The sequence below is a fragment of the Actinoplanes lutulentus genome (genome assembly GCF_003259845.1).
Lineage (GTDB): Bacteria > Actinomycetota > Actinomycetes > Mycobacteriales > Micromonosporaceae > Actinoplanes > Actinoplanes lutulentus.
Window position 1 is genome coordinate 1 of the sequence record NZ_QLMJ01000005.1, and the last position, 15,230, is coordinate 15,230.

Sequence of the window (15,230 nt, forward strand, 5' to 3'; positions counted from 1 at the left end):
GCGTGGCGTGAGGGGACGGTGCGGCGTGGCGTGAGGGGACGGTGCGGCGTGGCGTGAGGGGACGGTGCGGCGTGGCGTGAGGGGACGGTGCGGCGTGGCGTGAGGGGACGGTGCGGCGCTGCGTGGATGGGGAGGTGCGGCGGGGGCGGGCCGGCGCGGCAGGGGAGGGCGGTGGAAGTGGGGGAGGGTGGGGGAGAAGCGTCGTAGGGTGGCGGTTATGGAGTTTCGGGGGGAGTTGCGGGCTACGGGTGGGACCACCACCGGCTTTCAGGTGGCTGAGCTGGTTGTCGAGCAGCTTGGCGGGGGCGGGCGGCCCAAGGTGGTCGTACGGGTGAACGGCTTCGAGTTTCGGTCGTCGATCGCTCGGATGGGCGGGGAGTACTGGCTCGGGGTCAGCTCGGAGCGCCGGAAAGCGGCGGGGATCGAGGCTGGGCAGGTCTACGACGTCGAGGTGGAGCTGGACAGCACGCCGCGGACCGTCGAGGTGCCTGCGGATCTGGAAGCCGCGCTCACCGGGGAGCCGCAGGTGAAGGCGTTCTGGGACAGCCTGTCGTTCAGCAATCAGCGGTGGCATGCCGAGCAGCTGACCTCGGCCAAGACCGACGAGACTCGGGCCCGGCGGCTGGCGAAATCGCTCGACCTTCTGCGGGCTAATAAAAGCCGGTAAAGCTCGCTGATCTCACGCGGTCGGGCGGTACGCCACCTCGGGGTCCAGCAGTGGCACCCAGGACGGGCGGTACGCCGGCAGTCTCGTGTCCATCTCCTCCTGCAAGTTGGTGCGCCACGGGCCGGAGACGCCGTCGTGGTGCCACCAGCTGGGCCAGGAGTCGTACCGTCGCTCGATCTGGACGCCGGTCGCGCTGGTCTCCACCCGCAGGTACAGCCAGCGGCCGTAACGCGGGTCGGACTCGGCTCGGCGCAGGGCGCGAATGAGCTCGGTGAGGCGGCGGAACGCGGCGTACCGCTCCTCGCCCGGGTGGTCGGCGGGCGGGCGGTCGCCGGGCTGGGAGCTGACGCTGGTGGCGTCGGCGTACGCGAGCAGGGTGCATCGGCCGTCGTCCTGCGGTGAGCGTTCCCGCAGCCAGCTGACCAGGGTGTCCAGCTCGTCGGTGGTCGGCGGTGCGGGGCGGCGCAGCTCGGTGGCGTCATGCATGGCGGCCCAGACGAGGCGGTCGTGTTCGCCCTGGCTGAGCTGGCGTACCCGGCGCATCGCAGGACGCTTGCCCGCGGTGATCCGGGGCGCCCGGGTGCCGGGGATCAGCCCGGCCCGCGCCGCGACAGCGAGAGCCGCGTCGACATCAAGATCAAGACCATCGGGAAGCTGACTCAGCAGCGCCTCTAGACCACCCGCGGTGAGCTCCGCGCGTACCCCGGCGTTGAGCAACCGCTCTCCTGCCTCGCGCGTGCTTCCGGCGGTCATCGCGCTCAGCGCGATGATCGTGCTTTCCGCCGTGAGCAACGGCGCGAGCAGCTCGGTCATGCCGTCCTGGAGGCCGTCGCGGTAACGCACGCGGGACCAGCGGCCGTTCTCGTGCCAGATCACGAAGCCCAGCCGGTCGGATTCGGCGAGGGCGGACAGCTCGTCCCAGGGCAGCCAGTCGGGTGCGCCGGTGAGCAGGTCGATCGGGGGATCGGTGGTGGCGCTGTGCTCCCGGTGGTGACCGTAGAGAACAGCGCGTCTGCCGTCGAGCAGGGCGAACCGGCCCCAGCCGCCGTCGTGGTCGTCGAACGCGGCGCCACGGTCGTCGATCGACCACACGGTGGCGTGCCCGATGGCGGTCAATGCGGCGCCCAGTGTCGCCCAGCGGGTCCAGAGCAGTCCGGGCGCGGGCAGGTCCACGTCGGTCAGCATCTGTCCACTGTGCCAAACGCAGGCGGGTGACCGGCACCCCAGGGGCCGGGTTGCGGCTTCGTTGCCGCGGGGTGCCATCCGGTTTCCAGGGGTCAGCGGGCCCGTGACCAGGTCGAAGGGACCAGTGCCACTGACCCCGACCGGAAACGGAACATGCTTACCCACGTCTTCGGCATTCTCGGCGCCGCACTGTCCATGTCCATCGCCTGGCCTCAGGTGTACCGCTCCTGCGTGCGTCGCCGCACCAGCGGTCTCTCGGCCACGGCATGCATGCTGGGTGTCGCGATGCCGGCCGGGTGGGTGACGTACGGGTTGCTGATCAGTGACTCGTTCCAGGTGGTCACGAACACGGTCAGCTCGTCGACCGGTCTGGCGATCCTGGTCGCGCTGCTGGTCACCCAGCCGCACCTGCGTTCCGGCCGGGCGCTGCTGACCAGCGCCGGGATGGCCGGTGGGGTGCTGCTGGCGGTCGTCGCCATCGCCGCGCTCGCCGCCCTGCCGCAGGTCAGTGGTCCGGCCGCGGCCGCGATGCTCGGCACGGTCCTCGCGTCGGTCTCGTTCGTGTCCGCGATTCCGCAGCCGCTCGCCCTGCTGCGCGACCGCACTCAGGACCTTTCCGGCATCTCGCCGCTGCGCTGGCGCCTGGCCGCGGGTGCTTGCGCATCGTGGCTGGCGTACGGCCTCGGCGCCGGTCAGCCGGCCGTCTGGGCGTCCGCTCTCGTGGGCCTGACCAGCGCGTTGGTCGTCAATGGCGTGCTGATCGCCCGCCGCCCGCGCCGCCTCAAAGCCTCCGCGACCGTGTGCTGGCGCCACGACGTGGTCACCCGCAGCCTGGCTACCGCAGGAATCTGAGAAGCCCTCGATAGAGGGACTTGCAAGCGTGCATGGCTCCCCTACGATGCCGTGCGTCATCAAGACAGGGGGCAATGCATGCACATTTCACGATCGCGCTTTCTGGTCGCGGGCGTCGCCGGCTTGGCCGGCATCGCTCTGGCGCTGAGCGCGTCCGTTCCCGCCCAGGCGTTCACGCCGACAGCAGAGGCCGCGAAATCGGCCACCACCAGCAAGGCGGAGCGTAAGCGGCTGGACAAGCTGAAGACGCCGAAGCTGGGCTGGTACAAGTGTTACGGCACCGCCGAGTGCGCCACCGTGAAGGTGCCGCTCGACTACGACAAGCCGAAGGGCGCCAAGACCGAGATCGCGGTCCTGCGCATCAAGGCGAAGAACCAGAAGAAAAAGATCGGTAGCCTTTTCCTGAACCCCGGTGGCCCGGGCGGCTCGTCCACCGAGTTCGCGCTCTTCGCCCCGAGCTTCCTGAGCGACTCGCTCCTTGAGCGGTTCGACATCGTCGGCGTGGACCCGCGCGGCATCGGCGCGAGCGCCAACATCAAGTGCTTCAAGTCGGTCAAGGAACAGACCGCTGTCCTGAACGGCATGAACGTCGCCTTCCCCCTCGGCAAGAAGGAGGAGGCGAAGTACATCAAGTCCGCCAAGGCGTTCGGCAAGGGCTGTTCGACCACCGGCAAGTCCATCGCGGGTGCGATGTCGACGGCCGAGGTCGCCCGGGACATGGAGCTGATGCGTCGCGCCGTCGGCGACAAGAAGCTGACCTACCTGGGCTTCAGCTACGGCACCGCGCTGGGCCAGTACTACGCGAACATGTTCCCGGACCGGTTCCGCGCGATCGCGGTCGACGGCAACATCGACCCGCGGCAGTGGGTGGGCGCCGGCAAGAGCGGCAACCAGATCCTGGACGCGCGGATGAAGTCCGCCGACGGGGCGTACAAGGCGCTCAAGGAGATCCTGAAGCGCTGTGACAAGGCGGGCGAGCAGTACTGCCCGTACGCGGCAGGCGACCCGCTCAAGAACTTCACCGCTCTCGCCAAGAAGCTGCGGGCCAAGCCGCTGGTGATCGAGGACGATTTCGGCAGCTACAAGATCACGTACGCCGACTTCGTCGGGGCGCTCCTCGGATCGCTCTACTCGACGTACGCCGGTGAAGAGGTCGCCTCGATCATCGCCATGGTCGGCCAGGCGGCGAACGGTGGGGCGGCCGCGAAGGCCGGCCTGCTCGAGCGGATCAAAGCCGCCCGGTCGATCGGGTACGACTTCCCGTACGACAACAGCTTCGAGGCACAGAGCGCTGTCATCTGCACCGATGGCAAGCACCCGAAGTACGCCAGTTCGTGGCCGGCGTCGACGGCGCTGCGTGACGTCAAGGCGCCGTACTTCGGGCGGGCCTGGGGCTGGCTGACCGTCCAGTGCGCGACAAACACCTGGAAGGTGAAGGACGAGGACGCGTACCGGGGTCCGTTCAACAAGCGGACCGCCAAGCCGGTGCTGGTCGTCGGCAACTACTGGGACCCGGCGACGAATTACGCCGCCTCGGTCTCGTCGAGCAAGCTCCTGCCGAACTCGCGGCTGCTGACCAGCGACAACTGGGGTCACACCGCGTACGGCACGGGAGTCTGCGCGACCGACGCGATCGACCGTTACCTGCTGACCGGCAAGGTGCCGGCCAAGGGCAAGGTCTGCCGCGCCGCGCACCAGCCGTTCACCGAGAAGATCCCGGCGGACGACGGCGACAAGCTGTCGACCAAGGCCGTGAAGCCCGGTAAGCAGCTGCCGCCGGTCGTCGCGCCGAAGCCGGTCTCGATCCTGACCGGCGGGATTCTTTAGGACCTAGGAACGCCAGACCGCCAGGGTGGTCGAGCCGAGCCGTGCGCCCGGCCCGGCCACCAGGGCGTCGATCGGGATGTCAGCGCCGAAGAACGGCTTGCCGTCCGAGGTGACACGCTGACCCGGCTCGGCCAGCCGGCGGCCGATCTCGTCGAGGGCGAGCACCTCCGGCCCGGCCACCTCGACCGTGCCGTTGACGGGCTCTGACTCCGCCGTCTCCGCCAGCAGAACCACCAGGTCGGCCAGCGCGATCGGCTGGACCTTCACCGGTGCCAGCCGGATTTCGTCGCCGTCGGTGTTCGCACCGAGGATCGCGCCGAGGAACTCGAAGAACTGGGTGGCCCGCACGATCGTGTAGTCCACGCCGCCGCTTCTCACGGCCGCCTCCTGGGTCAGTTTCGCCCGGTAGTAGGCGAGGTCGCTCGCGGGCTCGAGTCCGACGATCGACAGGACCACGTGATGGCGTACCCCTGCTTTGTTCTCCGCGGCGGTGAGGTTCTCCGTCGCGGTACGGAAGAAGTCGTCCTGGTTCTCCGGAGGCGCGTTGGTGACGTCGACCACAACGTCCGCGCCCTCCAGCACCTCGGCCAGGCCCTCGCCGGTGATCAGGTCCACCCCGGTCGACCGAGAAGCCGCAATCGCCTCATGGCCGCGCGTGCGTAACGCCTCGACCAGCAGTGTTCCGGTCTGTCCGGTGCCGCCTGCCACTACAACTCTCATCACGGTTCCCCTTCAGAAGTGGTGAAGAGGGGACGAGATGGGGCCTGCGGATGTGACACCTCCTGCGCGGCGGCCAGCCAGTCCAGCGCGTATTCCAGATCGGTCGCGGCGGCCCGCCGTTTGTAGGATCGGTCGGCCCGGGCCGCCGCCGCGCACGCCTCGATCCGCCGCCGCAGGTCGGCATAGAAGTAGGGGTCGTCGACATCCGCGACCCGCCTCCGGGAAAAAAGAGAAAAACCCGAAAAACGCCTATATCGCCTTACCGCCCGCCGGACCTCGTCGCGGGCCTGGCCGAGCCGCGCGAAACCCACCCGATCCGGCCGGTCCGCGGCCCAGTCCCGGCTCTGCGCGTCGACGACCGCGGCGGTGAGCTCCCGTTCGATCCGGGCCAGGCGCGGCGCCACCCGCCCGGAGAACAGGTCGTCCCGGCGGGCGATCATCCTTTCGCCAGATCGTCGAGGTACCGCTCCATGCAGTCGACGGCCTGGCAGAGCAGCAGATCAGCCTCGGCCAGCCGCCGCGTCACCGGATCGGCCAGCGCCGCGCGCCGCAGCTCCGGTGCGCTCCACCGGCCGGATCCGACGTGCCGCAGCGTTGCCGACACGAGCCGGACCCGGGCGTGCAGCAGGGTCTCCGGCACGATGACCAATCCCGGTCGGCGCGGGGTGTGCCCGGGCACACCGGGCGTCGGGTGACGGGCGAGCCGCCGCCGGCCCAGAGCCATCCGCACCCGCCGACCGGCGAGCATGGAAATCCCGGCCAGCATGGTCACCCCGGCCAGTGGCACCCCGGCGGCCTCGACCAGCACCGCGTCGATCGCGGCCAGCCGTGCGCACGCCGAACGGATCCAGAACTGGCCCATCTCACTGGCGGTGCTCACGTCGGCGAGACCGTGCGCCACGAGCGCACGCACCGCGTTCAACTCGGCGTACAGCGCAGGCCCGGCCATCTTTCGAGCCTCGCATCGACGCCGACCGAGGGGAGCCCCTCGAAGGTGTCGTATTTCAGCGCCGCGCCAAATCGGACAACCAGCCGGCCGCTTCCTCCGGCGTCGCGACCACCGGACCCGGTGGCAGCGACGGACGATCCACCATCACCACCGGAACCCCCGCCGACCGCGCCGCCACCAGCTTGGCGTCCGAGCCGCCGCTGTCCTTCGTGACCAGCACATCGATCCGATGCTCCGCGAGCAGCCGCCGCTCACCATCCACAGTGAACGGCCCGCGATCCAGCAACACCTCCAGCCGGCGCGGCACGTCACCCTCCGGCGCCTCCACCGACCGCGCCAGGAACCAGCATTCGTCAAGCCCGGCAAAGGCCGCGATTCCCTGCCGCCCGGTGGTCAGAAAAACCCGCCGCCCCAGCCGCGGAATCACCCTCGCGGCCGCGTCCAGCGACGCGACGCGGTGCCACTCATCGCCCGGCGACGCGCTCCACCCTTCCCGTCGCACGATCAGATGCGGTACGCCCAACGCCCCGCAAGCCGCCACGCCATGCTCGCTCATCGTGGCGGCGAAGGGATGCGTGGCATCGACAAGCACGTCGATCCGCTCGTCCCGCAGATAGGTGACCAGCCCGTCCACCCCGCCGAACCCGCCGATCCGCACCCGGCCGGCCGGCAGCAGTGGTTCCCGGGTGCGCCCGGCCAGCGAGCTGACCACGTCGTACCCCGCCGGGACGAGCAGCCCGGCGAGCCGGCGGGCGTCGGACGTGCCGCCGAGAATCAGGATCGGCATCGGTCGGTCGAGTAGAGGTGGCTGTCCGGGAACTGGCCCGCCGTCAGCGCCGCGCCGACCACGATCACCGCGGTCCGTTTGATGCCGGCGGCCTTCACCCGGTCCGCGATGTCGGCGAGGGTGCCGCGCACGATCAGCTCGTCCGGCCGGCTGGCCCGCGCCACCACGGCGACCGGGCAGTCCGCGCCGTAGTTGCCGACCAGCTCGGCCACCACCGCGTCGATCCGTTGCACGGCCAGGTGCAGCACCATGGTGGCCCGGCTCGCGCCGAGCGTCGCCAGGTCCTCGCCGGGCGGCATCGCGGTGGCCCGTTCCGCGGTACGCGTCAGGATCACCGTCTGCGCCACCCCGGGAACCGTGAACTCCCGCCCGAGTGAGGCCGCGGCCGCTGCGAAGGCCGGCACACCGGGCGTCACGTCGTACGGCACACCGGCCGCGTCGAGCCGCCGCATCTGCTCGGCGACCGCGCTGAACACCGACGGGTCCCCGGAGTGCAGGCGTGCCACGTCGTGCCCGGCCTCGTGTGCCGCGACCATCTCCGCCACGATCTCGTCGAGGTTCAGGTTGGCCGTGTCGATGAGCCGGGCGTCCGGCGGGCACGCCTCCAGCAGTTCGGCCGGGACCAGGCTGCCCGCGTACAGGCAGACCGGCGCCGACGAGATCAGCCGATGCCCGCGCAGCGTGATCAGGTCGGCCGCGCCGGGGCCGGCGCCGATGAAATGAACGGTCATGACGGGACCACCGACCAGATCGTGACGGGCATGAACGAACGCCAGCCGGTGAATCCACCCACCGGCGATCCGCGCTGCACGGTGAGCCGGGTCAGCTCACCGCCGTACTTCGCGTACCCGGCGGCGAGCACCGCCTCGGACTCGACGGTGACCGCGTTCGCGACGAGCCGGCCACCGGGGCGCAGCGCCGCGAGGCAGCGGTCGAGGACTCCGTCGCGGGTCAAGCCGCCTCCAATGAAGATCGTGTCGGGCGCTTCGAGCCCGTCCAGGGCCTCGGGCGCACGGCCTTCAACAACCCGCAGCCCGGGTACGCCCAGCGAGGCCGCGTTCGCCGTGATCGTGGCGACCCGGTCGGTGGACGACTCGATGGCGATCGCCCGGCAGGCCGGATGACTGCGCATCCACTCGATGCCGATGCTGCCGGAGCCCGCGCCGACGTCCCAGAGCAGCTGGCCCGGGGCGGGGGAGAGCAGGGCCAGGGTCACCGCTCGCGTCTCCCGCTTGGTCAGCTGGCCGTCTCCGGCGTACCCAAGATCTTCGAGGCCGGGGACGCACGAAGCCGGCGGGCCGCCGCCGAGCTCGAGCGCGATGACATTGAGTGGGTCGCCCGGCGGGACCATCCACGTGCCGGCCGTGCCGGCGACCACGCGCTCGCCGGGACCGCCGAGCTGTTCCAGAACGGTCATCGAGGCCGCGCCGAAGCCGCGCTCGTCGAGCAGTCCGGCGACCTCGGCGGGCGTCTGCGCGCCGGCCGAGAGGACCAGGATCCGGCGGCCCGGATTGAGCCATCGGTGCAGCGTGGCGGCGGGCGCGGTGACCAAGCTCACGACGTCGGCGGAGGTCAGGTCCCAGCCCAGGCGGGCCGCCGCGAGGGAGACCGAGGAGGGGTGCGGGAGTACTCGGATCCGGTCAGCGCCGATCAGGCGGGCCAGGGTGGCGCCGATCCCGTGGAACATCGGGTCGCCGCTGGCGAGCACACAGACCGACCGTCCACGTTCGGCTTCGAGGAGCCCGGGCAGGGCCGGGACCAGCGGCGACGGCCACTTCTCGCGGCGACCCGGCACCGATGCGGGCAGCAGGCCGAGCTGGCGGGCGCTTCCGAAGATCACGTCAGCCTCGGTGATGGCGCGCTGAGTCGTACCGGAAAGGTCCGGCCACCCGCCGGCGCCGACGCCGGCAACCGTGACCACGTCCGGGTTGCTCATTCCGGCAACCTATCCCGATCCCGCAGAGCGGAATTTTCCGGATGGTCATTGAGCCAACCGGCAGTCATGCGCGTACCCATTCCTGACGGCCCTCGGGTTGTCACGTCTGGCCGCAGGGGTGGCAGACGCCGTGAGACGACTGCTGAGCGGGTGAGGATGATGGCCATACCGGCCTTCCAGGACCAGCGCGAGCTGCCCGATGACGACGGATACTTCGCTGACCTGCGGAATGACACGCGGCCCAGCTGGGACAACCCGTCGATGCCTCCGTGGCCGGAGCAACAGCAGCAGTACCCGCAGTACGACGCGCAGGACCCCTATCGGCGTGGCGACATCGTGGTGGAGTCGCTCACCGACCCGAGCGGGTGGAAAGCCGGCACCGGCGTGCCGATCCCGGACGACCGGCCGCCCGCCGAGGCGACCAGCGGCAACCGGCTGCTCACCGTGTTGCTGTTCTTCTCCGGCCTCGGCACCAGCATCGCTCTCTGGCTCTTCAACACCAAGGCCGGTGCGGTCAGCGACACCACCAGCATGATGCTCGCGGCCGGGCGGATCACCGGCCTGATCGGCGGCTATCTGCTCTTCATCCAGCTGCTCATGATGAGCCGGGTCTCCTGGCTCGAGGAGTGGGTCGGCTCCCGTGACCTGCTGCGCTGGCACCGCTGGCTCGGAACGTCACTGCTCGCCGCGGTCGTGGCGCACGTCGTGTTCATCGTCTACGCGTACTCGCTCACCGCCGGGACCGGCGTCGTCGAGCAGGGCTGGACCGTGATCACCACGTTCCCGGACATGATCAGCGCGACGATCGCGACCGTGCTGCTCGTCGTGATCGCGATGACCTCGATCCGGTTCATCCGCAACGTGCTGCCGTACGAGTTCTGGCACCTGATTCACCTGAGCAGCTACGCGGTCCTGCTCCTCGGGTACGCGCACCAGATCTCCTCCGGCGCCGACATGAGCGGCAAGTTCGCCTCGGTCTTCTGGCCGGCCCTCGGCTGCCTTACCCTCGCCGCGCTGATCTGGGGCCGGATCGTCGAGCCGGTCTGGCTCAACGCCCGCCACCGGTTCAGCGTCGCCGAGGTGGTCAGCGAGGGCGCCAACACGTTCTCGATCTACATCGAGGGCAAGCGGCTCGACAAGATCCCGGTGCAGGCCGGGCAGTTCATGCGCTGGCGGTTCCTGACCGCCAACGGCTGGTGGCAGTCGCACCCGTTCTCGCTGTCGGCCGCCCCGAACGGGAAGTGGCTGCGGCTCACCGTGACGATCGCCGGCGGGCACACCGCCAAGCTGGCCACCATGCGCCCCGGCACACCGGTCTGGGCGGAGGGTCCGTTCGGGACGTTCACCGCGCAGCGGCGTACCCGGCGGCGGGCTCTGCTCATCGCCGGCGGCAGCGGCATCGCCCCGATCCGGGCGCTGCTGGAGGACATGCCGGCCGACACCATCGTGATCTACCGGGCCAGCCGCCCGGACGAGCTGGTCTTCCGCGCCGAGCTGGAGGATCTGGCCGAGCAGCGGGACGCCTGGGTGCGCTACATCGTCGGCGGTCGTAACGATCCCGGTCCCAAGCGGCTCTTTACCCCGGAAGGGCTGCGGGGCCTGGTGCCCGACGTGAACCGGCGTGACGTCTACCTGTGCGGCCCGCCCGGACTGGTGAACGCCGCGGTCGGCACGCTGCGCCAGCTCGACGTGCCGGACAGCCAGCTCCACCTCGACCCGTTCGAGTTCTGATCTTTGTTTTGGCAAGAACCGACCCCTCTTTGAATCGGGAGTTCCGCGATGCGACGTAGTACCGCAGCAGCTGTCGGCACCCTTACCGGTGCGGCCCTGATCCTCGGGGTGCGCCTGAGCGTGCAGCCGCCGGACGCGCCGGTTGCCACCTCTCCCGTCGCCCAGGAGGCGCCGGCCGACGGCGACTCGGGGGGTGACGCGGGCGGTGATGCGGAAGGCGCTGAGGCCGCCGCCGATCCCTCGCCCTCCACCAGCAAGAAGGCCTCCAAGAAGAAGGAGACCGCGGAAGCGGAGGCTCCCGCCGAGGAGGAGGCCGGGCTGAAGGCCGGCACCTACAAGGGCAAGGCCGTCCAGAACGAATACGGCACCGTCCAGGTCACCATCAAGGTCAGCGGCGGCAAGATCAGCGCGGCGGACGCGACGTTCCCCTCGGACGGCTTCAGCGGGACGATCAACCCGAACGCGGTGAAGAAGCTCAGCGCCTCGGCTCTCACGGTGCAGAGCGCCGACGTCGACGCGGTCTCCGGCGCGACGTTCACGAGCCAGTCGTACGCCGAGTCCCTCCAGGCCGCCTTGGACAAGGCAGGCGCGTAGGGTCAGGCTTCGTGCGCCACGTCGAGCATGTCATGGGTACGGTCGTCAGCATCGAGCTGGCCGACGAAGTACCCGAGTCCGACTTGTCGGGTTTTGTGGACATGACCTGTGCCTGGTTGCACGAGGTCGACGGGCGGTTCAGCACCTACAAGCCGGACAGCGAGGTCTGCCGCCTCCGCGACGGCACGCTGAAGCCGGCCGATGCCTCGCCTGATCTGCGGCTGGTCCTGGACCGGTGCGCCGACCTGTGGCGGGACACCGACGGCTACTTCGACGCGTACGCCGGTGGGGCACTCGACCCGTCCGGCTACGTGAAGGGCTGGTCGGTCGAGGTCGCATCGCAGAGGCTTGCCGCGGCTGGTTCGCAGCGGCACTTCCTGAGCGCCGGAGGCGACATCCGGATGCGCGGGGCCGGTCCCGGTGGCCGGCCCTGGCGGGTCGGTGTGCGTCATCCGTTCGAGGCCGACAAGCTGGCGTGGGTGCTCTCGCTGACCGACGGGGCGGTGGCCACATCGGGCACCTACGAGCGGGGTGCGCACGTCTTCGACCCGCGGACCGGGAAGCCGGCCGCGGGGTTACGCTCGGTCACCGTCGTCGGGCCGGATCTTGCTGTTGCCGATGCCTACGCGACGGCGGCTCTTGCCATGGGCGAGCGTGGGCTGGCCTGGCTCGCCAAGCGGGTCGCTGACGGTTATGAATCGGCGGCGGTCACCGACGACGGGCGGGCGTTCACCTCGCCGGGGCTGCCGGTGGTGTCATGACCCCTGGATACCGGCTTGTGGACGGGCCTCCTTCGATCGACGAGTACCTGATTCTGCGTACCGAATCAGGCCTGACGCCTCCGAGCCGGGAGCAAGCCACCGCGGGGTTGAACGGTTCCTGGGCGGCGGTGCATGTGCGCCATGACGAGAGTGGCGACGCTGTCGGGATGGGGCGGGTGCTCGGTGACGGTGGGTGGTATTTCCATGTGATCGACATGGCGGTGCTTCCCGGGCATCAGCGCAAAGGGCTCGGTGACGCGGTGCTCACCGCGCTGCTGGAGCGGATCCGGCGGGATGCGCCCCCGGGCGCTTACGTGAATCTGCTCGGGGATCCGCCCGGGCGGCGGCTGTACGAGCGGCACGGGTTCGCCGAGACGGCGCCGCACTCGATCGGGATGGCGCTCAGGCTGGGTTGACCGGGTTTCCGCGGTCTCCGGCGCCCGGCCATGGCCCTGGTGTCTCGGTGATCGGGCCGGCGGGGGTCACCTCGGTCTTGTAGAGGCTCATGCCGCGGGCCTGGTAGTTCGCCAGCGCCGCCGGTCCGTCCAGGCTGCACGTGTGCACCCAGACCCGGGTGATCGGCGTCTGATGCGGCCAGCGTTCGTGAAGGCTCCAGGCCCGGCGCAGGCCTTCGGCCAGCAGGTGGCCGCCGAGGTTCTGCCCCGTGAACCCGGGCAGCAGGCCGAAGTACGCGATCTCGACGATGCCGGGGTGACGGCCGTCGAGCTCGATGAATCCGGCCGGGGTTCCGCGTACCCAAGCCACCCAGGTCTCCACCCCCGGAGCTGTCAGCAAGTCATTCCACTGCTGCCATGTCCATGGCAGCCGGTCCGTCCAGAACCAGTCGCCGCCCACCGCCGTGTAGAGGAACCGGCTCAGCTCCGGGCTCGCCAACTCGGCCTGCCGGATCTCCGCGGCGGTGGCAGGCTCACGTCCCGGGCGGATCTGCGAGACGTCGGACTGTTCCAGGTACCAGGTCGTCAACTCCACGCCTCGAATCCTCGTGTGTTTTCCCAGGTGACGACACGCCGGGGTACCCCGGTTTGGAGAGAGCGCCCGGGACCGGCTAATGTTTTGTCCGTCGCCGGGGGAGCCCGGGGAGCATGCGGACGTGGCGCAGTGGTAGCGCATCACCTTGCCAAGGTGAGGGTCGCGGGTTCGAATCCCGTCGTCCGCTCGGAGCGGCCTGTTCCACAGGGTCACCTCGGTGGAGTGGCCGAGAGGCGAGGCAACGGCCTGCAAAGCCGTGTACACGGGTTCAAATCCCGTCTCCACCTCGCAGGATTTCAGCAAGACCTGTGCGGGCGATTGGCGCAGCGGGAGCGCGCTTCCTTGACACGGAAGAGGTCACTGGTTCGATCCCAGTATCGCCCACGAGACCGGGGCCGGAGTGTGTCAGCTGTAGTGCGCTGACCGTTCCGGTCTCGTTTTGTTTTGCGCGACTTCGTCGCGCGTAGCGGGGGCTCCGCCACCCGCACCCCCACTGCCGACGGCCGGTCTGACCGTTCCGGTCCCGCACCCCCGCTGCCGATGGCCGGTCTGACCCGCTCCGGTTCCGCACCGCTTGGCGGAGCCGCGGGCATCGCGCCTCCCCGTGTGTGTCGAGTTGAGGCGCGTAGCGGACCCGTAATCGACACAGGGCGGGCGTTCGCGGGGTGTGTGTCGATTTTGGGGGCGTAGCGGACCCGTAATCGACACACTCGACCTGGCGATGAACCGCCCTGCGCTCGCCGGCGCCAGCCAGGGGCTCGCCGGCGCCAGCCAGGGGCTCGCCGGCGCCAGTCGGGGCTTGGCTGCGCTGTTTGCGGTGATCTTGTGAGTTTGTGGTTGGTATGGCGGCGCCAACTCACTAGATCGGTCCGCTGCCGGGTGGTGGGCCGGTCAGGCTCCGTTGCCGGGCTCATTCTCTGGGGAGGATGTGGCGGGTGGGGCTTGTCGCCTTTGCTGAGCCCGGATGTGGGCTGAGGCGAGGGCGGTTGGGCATGGACGGCGCGGGTGGCGGCGAGTCGATCGGCAACGGACCTGGCACCGGGCCCGGCGGCGGATCGGTCAGCGGGGGTGGCGGCGGCTCAGGCAGCGGGGGCGGCGGTGGGTCGGCGAGCCGCGGTGGTGGTGCTGGGGGTGGGTGGGTTACCTGGGTCGGGGTGGCGGTGGCCGCTGTCCTCGGGGCCGTTGTCGGCGGTGTGGCTGTCTCCTCGAACGACCCTGACGGTTCCGGTGAGCCCGCCGGTGGATCGGCTGCTCCTCTGCCGGACACCGCGCAGACCTGTGCCGCCACCGAGGTCTCGGCCAAGGCTCTGCCCAGCGTCGTGACCATTTCGGCCTCCAGCGGGCAGGCCGCCGGGACCGGGTCGGGGGAGGTCATTCGCAGTGACGGCTACATTCTCACCAACAACCACGTGATCTCACTCGCCGCCGATGGTGGGCAGGTCAGTGTGCTGTTCAATGACGGGCGTACCGTGCCGGCCGTCATCACCGGCCGTGACCCGAAGTCGGACCTCGCCGTGATCAAGGTGGACGGGCAGGGTGAGCTGCCGGTGATCGCGTTCGGCTCCTCCGAGGACGTGCGGGTCGGCCAGCCCGTCGTTGCGCTCGGTGCGCCGCTCGGGCTTTCCAACACGGTGACCTCGGGGATCGTGAGTGCGCTCGACCGGACCATCGAGGTTCCCGGTGACGACGGTCAGACGGCGCTGCTGGTGTCCGCGGTGCAGACCGACGCCGCGATCAATCCGGGTAACAGCGGCGGCGCGCTGGTGAACTGCGCGGCCGAGCTGATCGGGGTTCCGACCGCCGGTGCCGGGATTCCGGACGCGTCCGGTGCGAGCGGTGGTGGTGACATCGGGCTCGGGTTCGCGATTCCGGTCGACCATGCGAAATCGGTCTCCGATGAGATCATCGAGACGGGCACTGTCACCCACGCGTACTTCGGCTTCAACCTCATCACCGTGCCCGCGAACCAGGCCGGAGCGGGTGGTGTCTTCATCCGGGGTGTGGTGGCCGGCGGTCCGGCGGCGCAGGCGGGCCTGAAAACCGGGGACATCGTCGGCGCGATCGACGGCAGTCCGGTCACCACGACGAACGACGTGGCCGCCGTGACGCTCCTCAAGAATCCCGGCGACACGGTCACTGTCGACTACATCCGAGCGGGCAAAGCCGCCAGCGCGCAGGTGAAGCTGGGAGCCCAGCCATGACGTGAGTATCCTGGCGGCAGCCGAGGAGAT

16 protein-coding genes and 3 tRNA genes are annotated in these 15,230 nt (G+C 70.0%); 11 read left to right on the plus strand and 8 right to left on the minus strand.

The genetic code is table 11. The annotated features are described in order from the left end of the window. The first annotated feature begins 217 nt into the window (after nt 1-217). Nucleotides 218-667, plus strand: a complete 450-nt coding sequence (locus B0I29_RS12915; RefSeq protein ID WP_111649197.1) for a YdeI/OmpD-associated family protein — start codon at nt 218-220, stop codon at nt 665-667. Between the two features lie 12 nt (nt 668-679). Here the strand turns inward: B0I29_RS12915 and B0I29_RS12920 are convergent, their stop codons facing one another. Then, nucleotides 680-1,852 (minus strand): hypothetical protein, encoded by a 1,173-nt coding sequence (locus B0I29_RS12920; RefSeq protein ID WP_111649198.1) that lies wholly within the window; start codon nt 1,850-1,852, stop codon nt 680-682. A 153-nt stretch (nt 1,853-2,005) separates the two neighbouring features. On the opposite strand from B0I29_RS12920, the gene B0I29_RS12925 reads away from it, so the two are divergent. Continuing rightward, a complete protein-coding gene (locus B0I29_RS12925; RefSeq protein WP_111649199.1) occupies nt 2,006-2,704 on the plus strand; it encodes a SemiSWEET transporter in 699 nt (232 codons plus the stop codon). Between the two features lie 78 nt (nt 2,705-2,782). Then, a complete protein-coding gene (locus B0I29_RS12930) occupies nt 2,783-4,531 on the plus strand; it encodes an alpha/beta hydrolase (RefSeq protein ID WP_111649200.1) in 1,749 nt (582 codons plus the stop codon). A gap of 3 nt (nt 4,532-4,534) precedes the next feature. Here the strand turns inward: B0I29_RS12930 and B0I29_RS12935 are convergent, their stop codons facing one another. The 6 genes from B0I29_RS12935 to cbiE are packed head-to-tail and all read right to left on the minus strand — an operon-like array spanning nt 4,535 to nt 8,923. Continuing rightward, nucleotides 4,535-5,251, minus strand: coding sequence for an SDR family oxidoreductase (locus B0I29_RS12935; RefSeq protein WP_111649201.1), 717 nt, complete (start codon nt 5,249-5,251; stop codon nt 4,535-4,537). Beyond that, nucleotides 5,251-5,691: a hypothetical protein gene (locus B0I29_RS12940; RefSeq protein WP_111649202.1), complete on the minus strand. Its 441-nt coding sequence runs from the start codon at nt 5,689-5,691 to the stop codon at nt 5,251-5,253. Before B0I29_RS12940 ends, B0I29_RS12935 begins: the two co-directional genes overlap by 1 nt. After that, complete coding sequence (locus B0I29_RS12945; RefSeq protein WP_111649203.1) at nt 5,688-6,200, minus strand: hypothetical protein; 513 nt, start codon at nt 6,198-6,200, stop codon at nt 5,688-5,690. The genes B0I29_RS12940 and B0I29_RS12945 overlap by 4 nt, the downstream gene beginning before the upstream one ends. Nucleotides 6,201-6,255: 55 nt before the next feature. Further along, nucleotides 6,256-6,987 carry a cobalt-precorrin-6A reductase gene (locus B0I29_RS12950; RefSeq protein WP_111649204.1) on the minus strand — a complete coding sequence of 244 codons (732 nt, stop codon included), beginning with the start codon at nt 6,985-6,987 and terminating at the stop codon, nt 6,256-6,258. Beyond that, nucleotides 6,975-7,718 (minus strand): precorrin-4 C(11)-methyltransferase, encoded by a 744-nt coding sequence (gene cobM, locus B0I29_RS12955; protein WP_111649205.1) that lies wholly within the window; start codon nt 7,716-7,718, stop codon nt 6,975-6,977. The genes B0I29_RS12950 and cobM overlap by 13 nt, the downstream gene beginning before the upstream one ends. Further along, on the minus strand, nt 7,715-8,923 hold the full coding sequence (cbiE, locus tag B0I29_RS12960; protein WP_111649206.1) for a precorrin-6y C5,15-methyltransferase (decarboxylating) subunit CbiE: 1,209 nt from the start codon (nt 8,921-8,923) through the stop codon (nt 7,715-7,717). The genes cobM and cbiE overlap by 4 nt, the downstream gene beginning before the upstream one ends. Nucleotides 8,924-9,082: 159 nt before the next feature. On the opposite strand from cbiE, the gene B0I29_RS12965 reads away from it, so the two are divergent. Genes B0I29_RS12965 through B0I29_RS12980 form a run of 4 tightly spaced genes read left to right on the plus strand, consistent with a single transcriptional unit; the run spans nt 9,083 to nt 12,425 of the window. Next, nucleotides 9,083-10,654 carry a ferredoxin reductase family protein gene (locus B0I29_RS12965; RefSeq protein WP_111649605.1) on the plus strand — a complete coding sequence of 524 codons (1,572 nt, stop codon included), beginning with the start codon at nt 9,083-9,085 and terminating at the stop codon, nt 10,652-10,654. 48 nt (nt 10,655-10,702) lie between these two features. Beyond that, a complete protein-coding gene (locus tag B0I29_RS12970) occupies nt 10,703-11,248 on the plus strand; it encodes an FMN-binding protein (RefSeq protein ID WP_111649207.1) in 546 nt (181 codons plus the stop codon). A gap of 32 nt (nt 11,249-11,280) precedes the next feature. Continuing rightward, complete coding sequence (locus tag B0I29_RS12975) at nt 11,281-12,009, plus strand: FAD:protein FMN transferase (RefSeq protein ID WP_111649208.1); 729 nt, start codon at nt 11,281-11,283, stop codon at nt 12,007-12,009. Next, on the plus strand, nt 12,006-12,425 hold the full coding sequence (locus B0I29_RS12980; protein WP_111649209.1) for a GNAT family N-acetyltransferase: 420 nt from the start codon (nt 12,006-12,008) through the stop codon (nt 12,423-12,425). The genes B0I29_RS12975 and B0I29_RS12980 overlap by 4 nt, the downstream gene beginning before the upstream one ends. On the opposite strand, the gene B0I29_RS12985 is transcribed toward B0I29_RS12980, so the two are convergent. Beyond that, nucleotides 12,412-12,999 (minus strand): GNAT family N-acetyltransferase, encoded by a 588-nt coding sequence (locus tag B0I29_RS12985; RefSeq protein WP_111649210.1) that lies wholly within the window; start codon nt 12,997-12,999, stop codon nt 12,412-12,414. The two genes, B0I29_RS12980 and B0I29_RS12985, sit on opposite strands and share 14 nt — an antisense overlap. A 115-nt stretch (nt 13,000-13,114) precedes the next feature. On the opposite strand from B0I29_RS12985, the gene B0I29_RS12990 reads away from it, so the two are divergent. The 4 genes from B0I29_RS12990 (at nt 13,115) to B0I29_RS13005 (ending at nt 15,200) form a co-directional block, all read left to right on the plus strand. Then, nucleotides 13,115-13,186: transfer RNA gene (locus B0I29_RS12990), tRNA-Gly, on the plus strand. Nucleotides 13,187-13,215: 29 nt separating this feature from the next. Beyond that, a tRNA-Cys gene (locus tag B0I29_RS12995) sits at nt 13,216-13,286 on the plus strand. Between the two features lie 25 nt (nt 13,287-13,311). Continuing rightward, nucleotides 13,312-13,383 (plus strand) — tRNA-Val (locus B0I29_RS13000). A 608-nt stretch (nt 13,384-13,991) separates the two neighbouring features. Then, nucleotides 13,992-15,200 (plus strand): S1C family serine protease, encoded by a 1,209-nt coding sequence (locus B0I29_RS13005; protein ID WP_111649211.1) that lies wholly within the window; start codon nt 13,992-13,994, stop codon nt 15,198-15,200. Nucleotides 15,201-15,230: the final 30 nt, after the last annotated feature.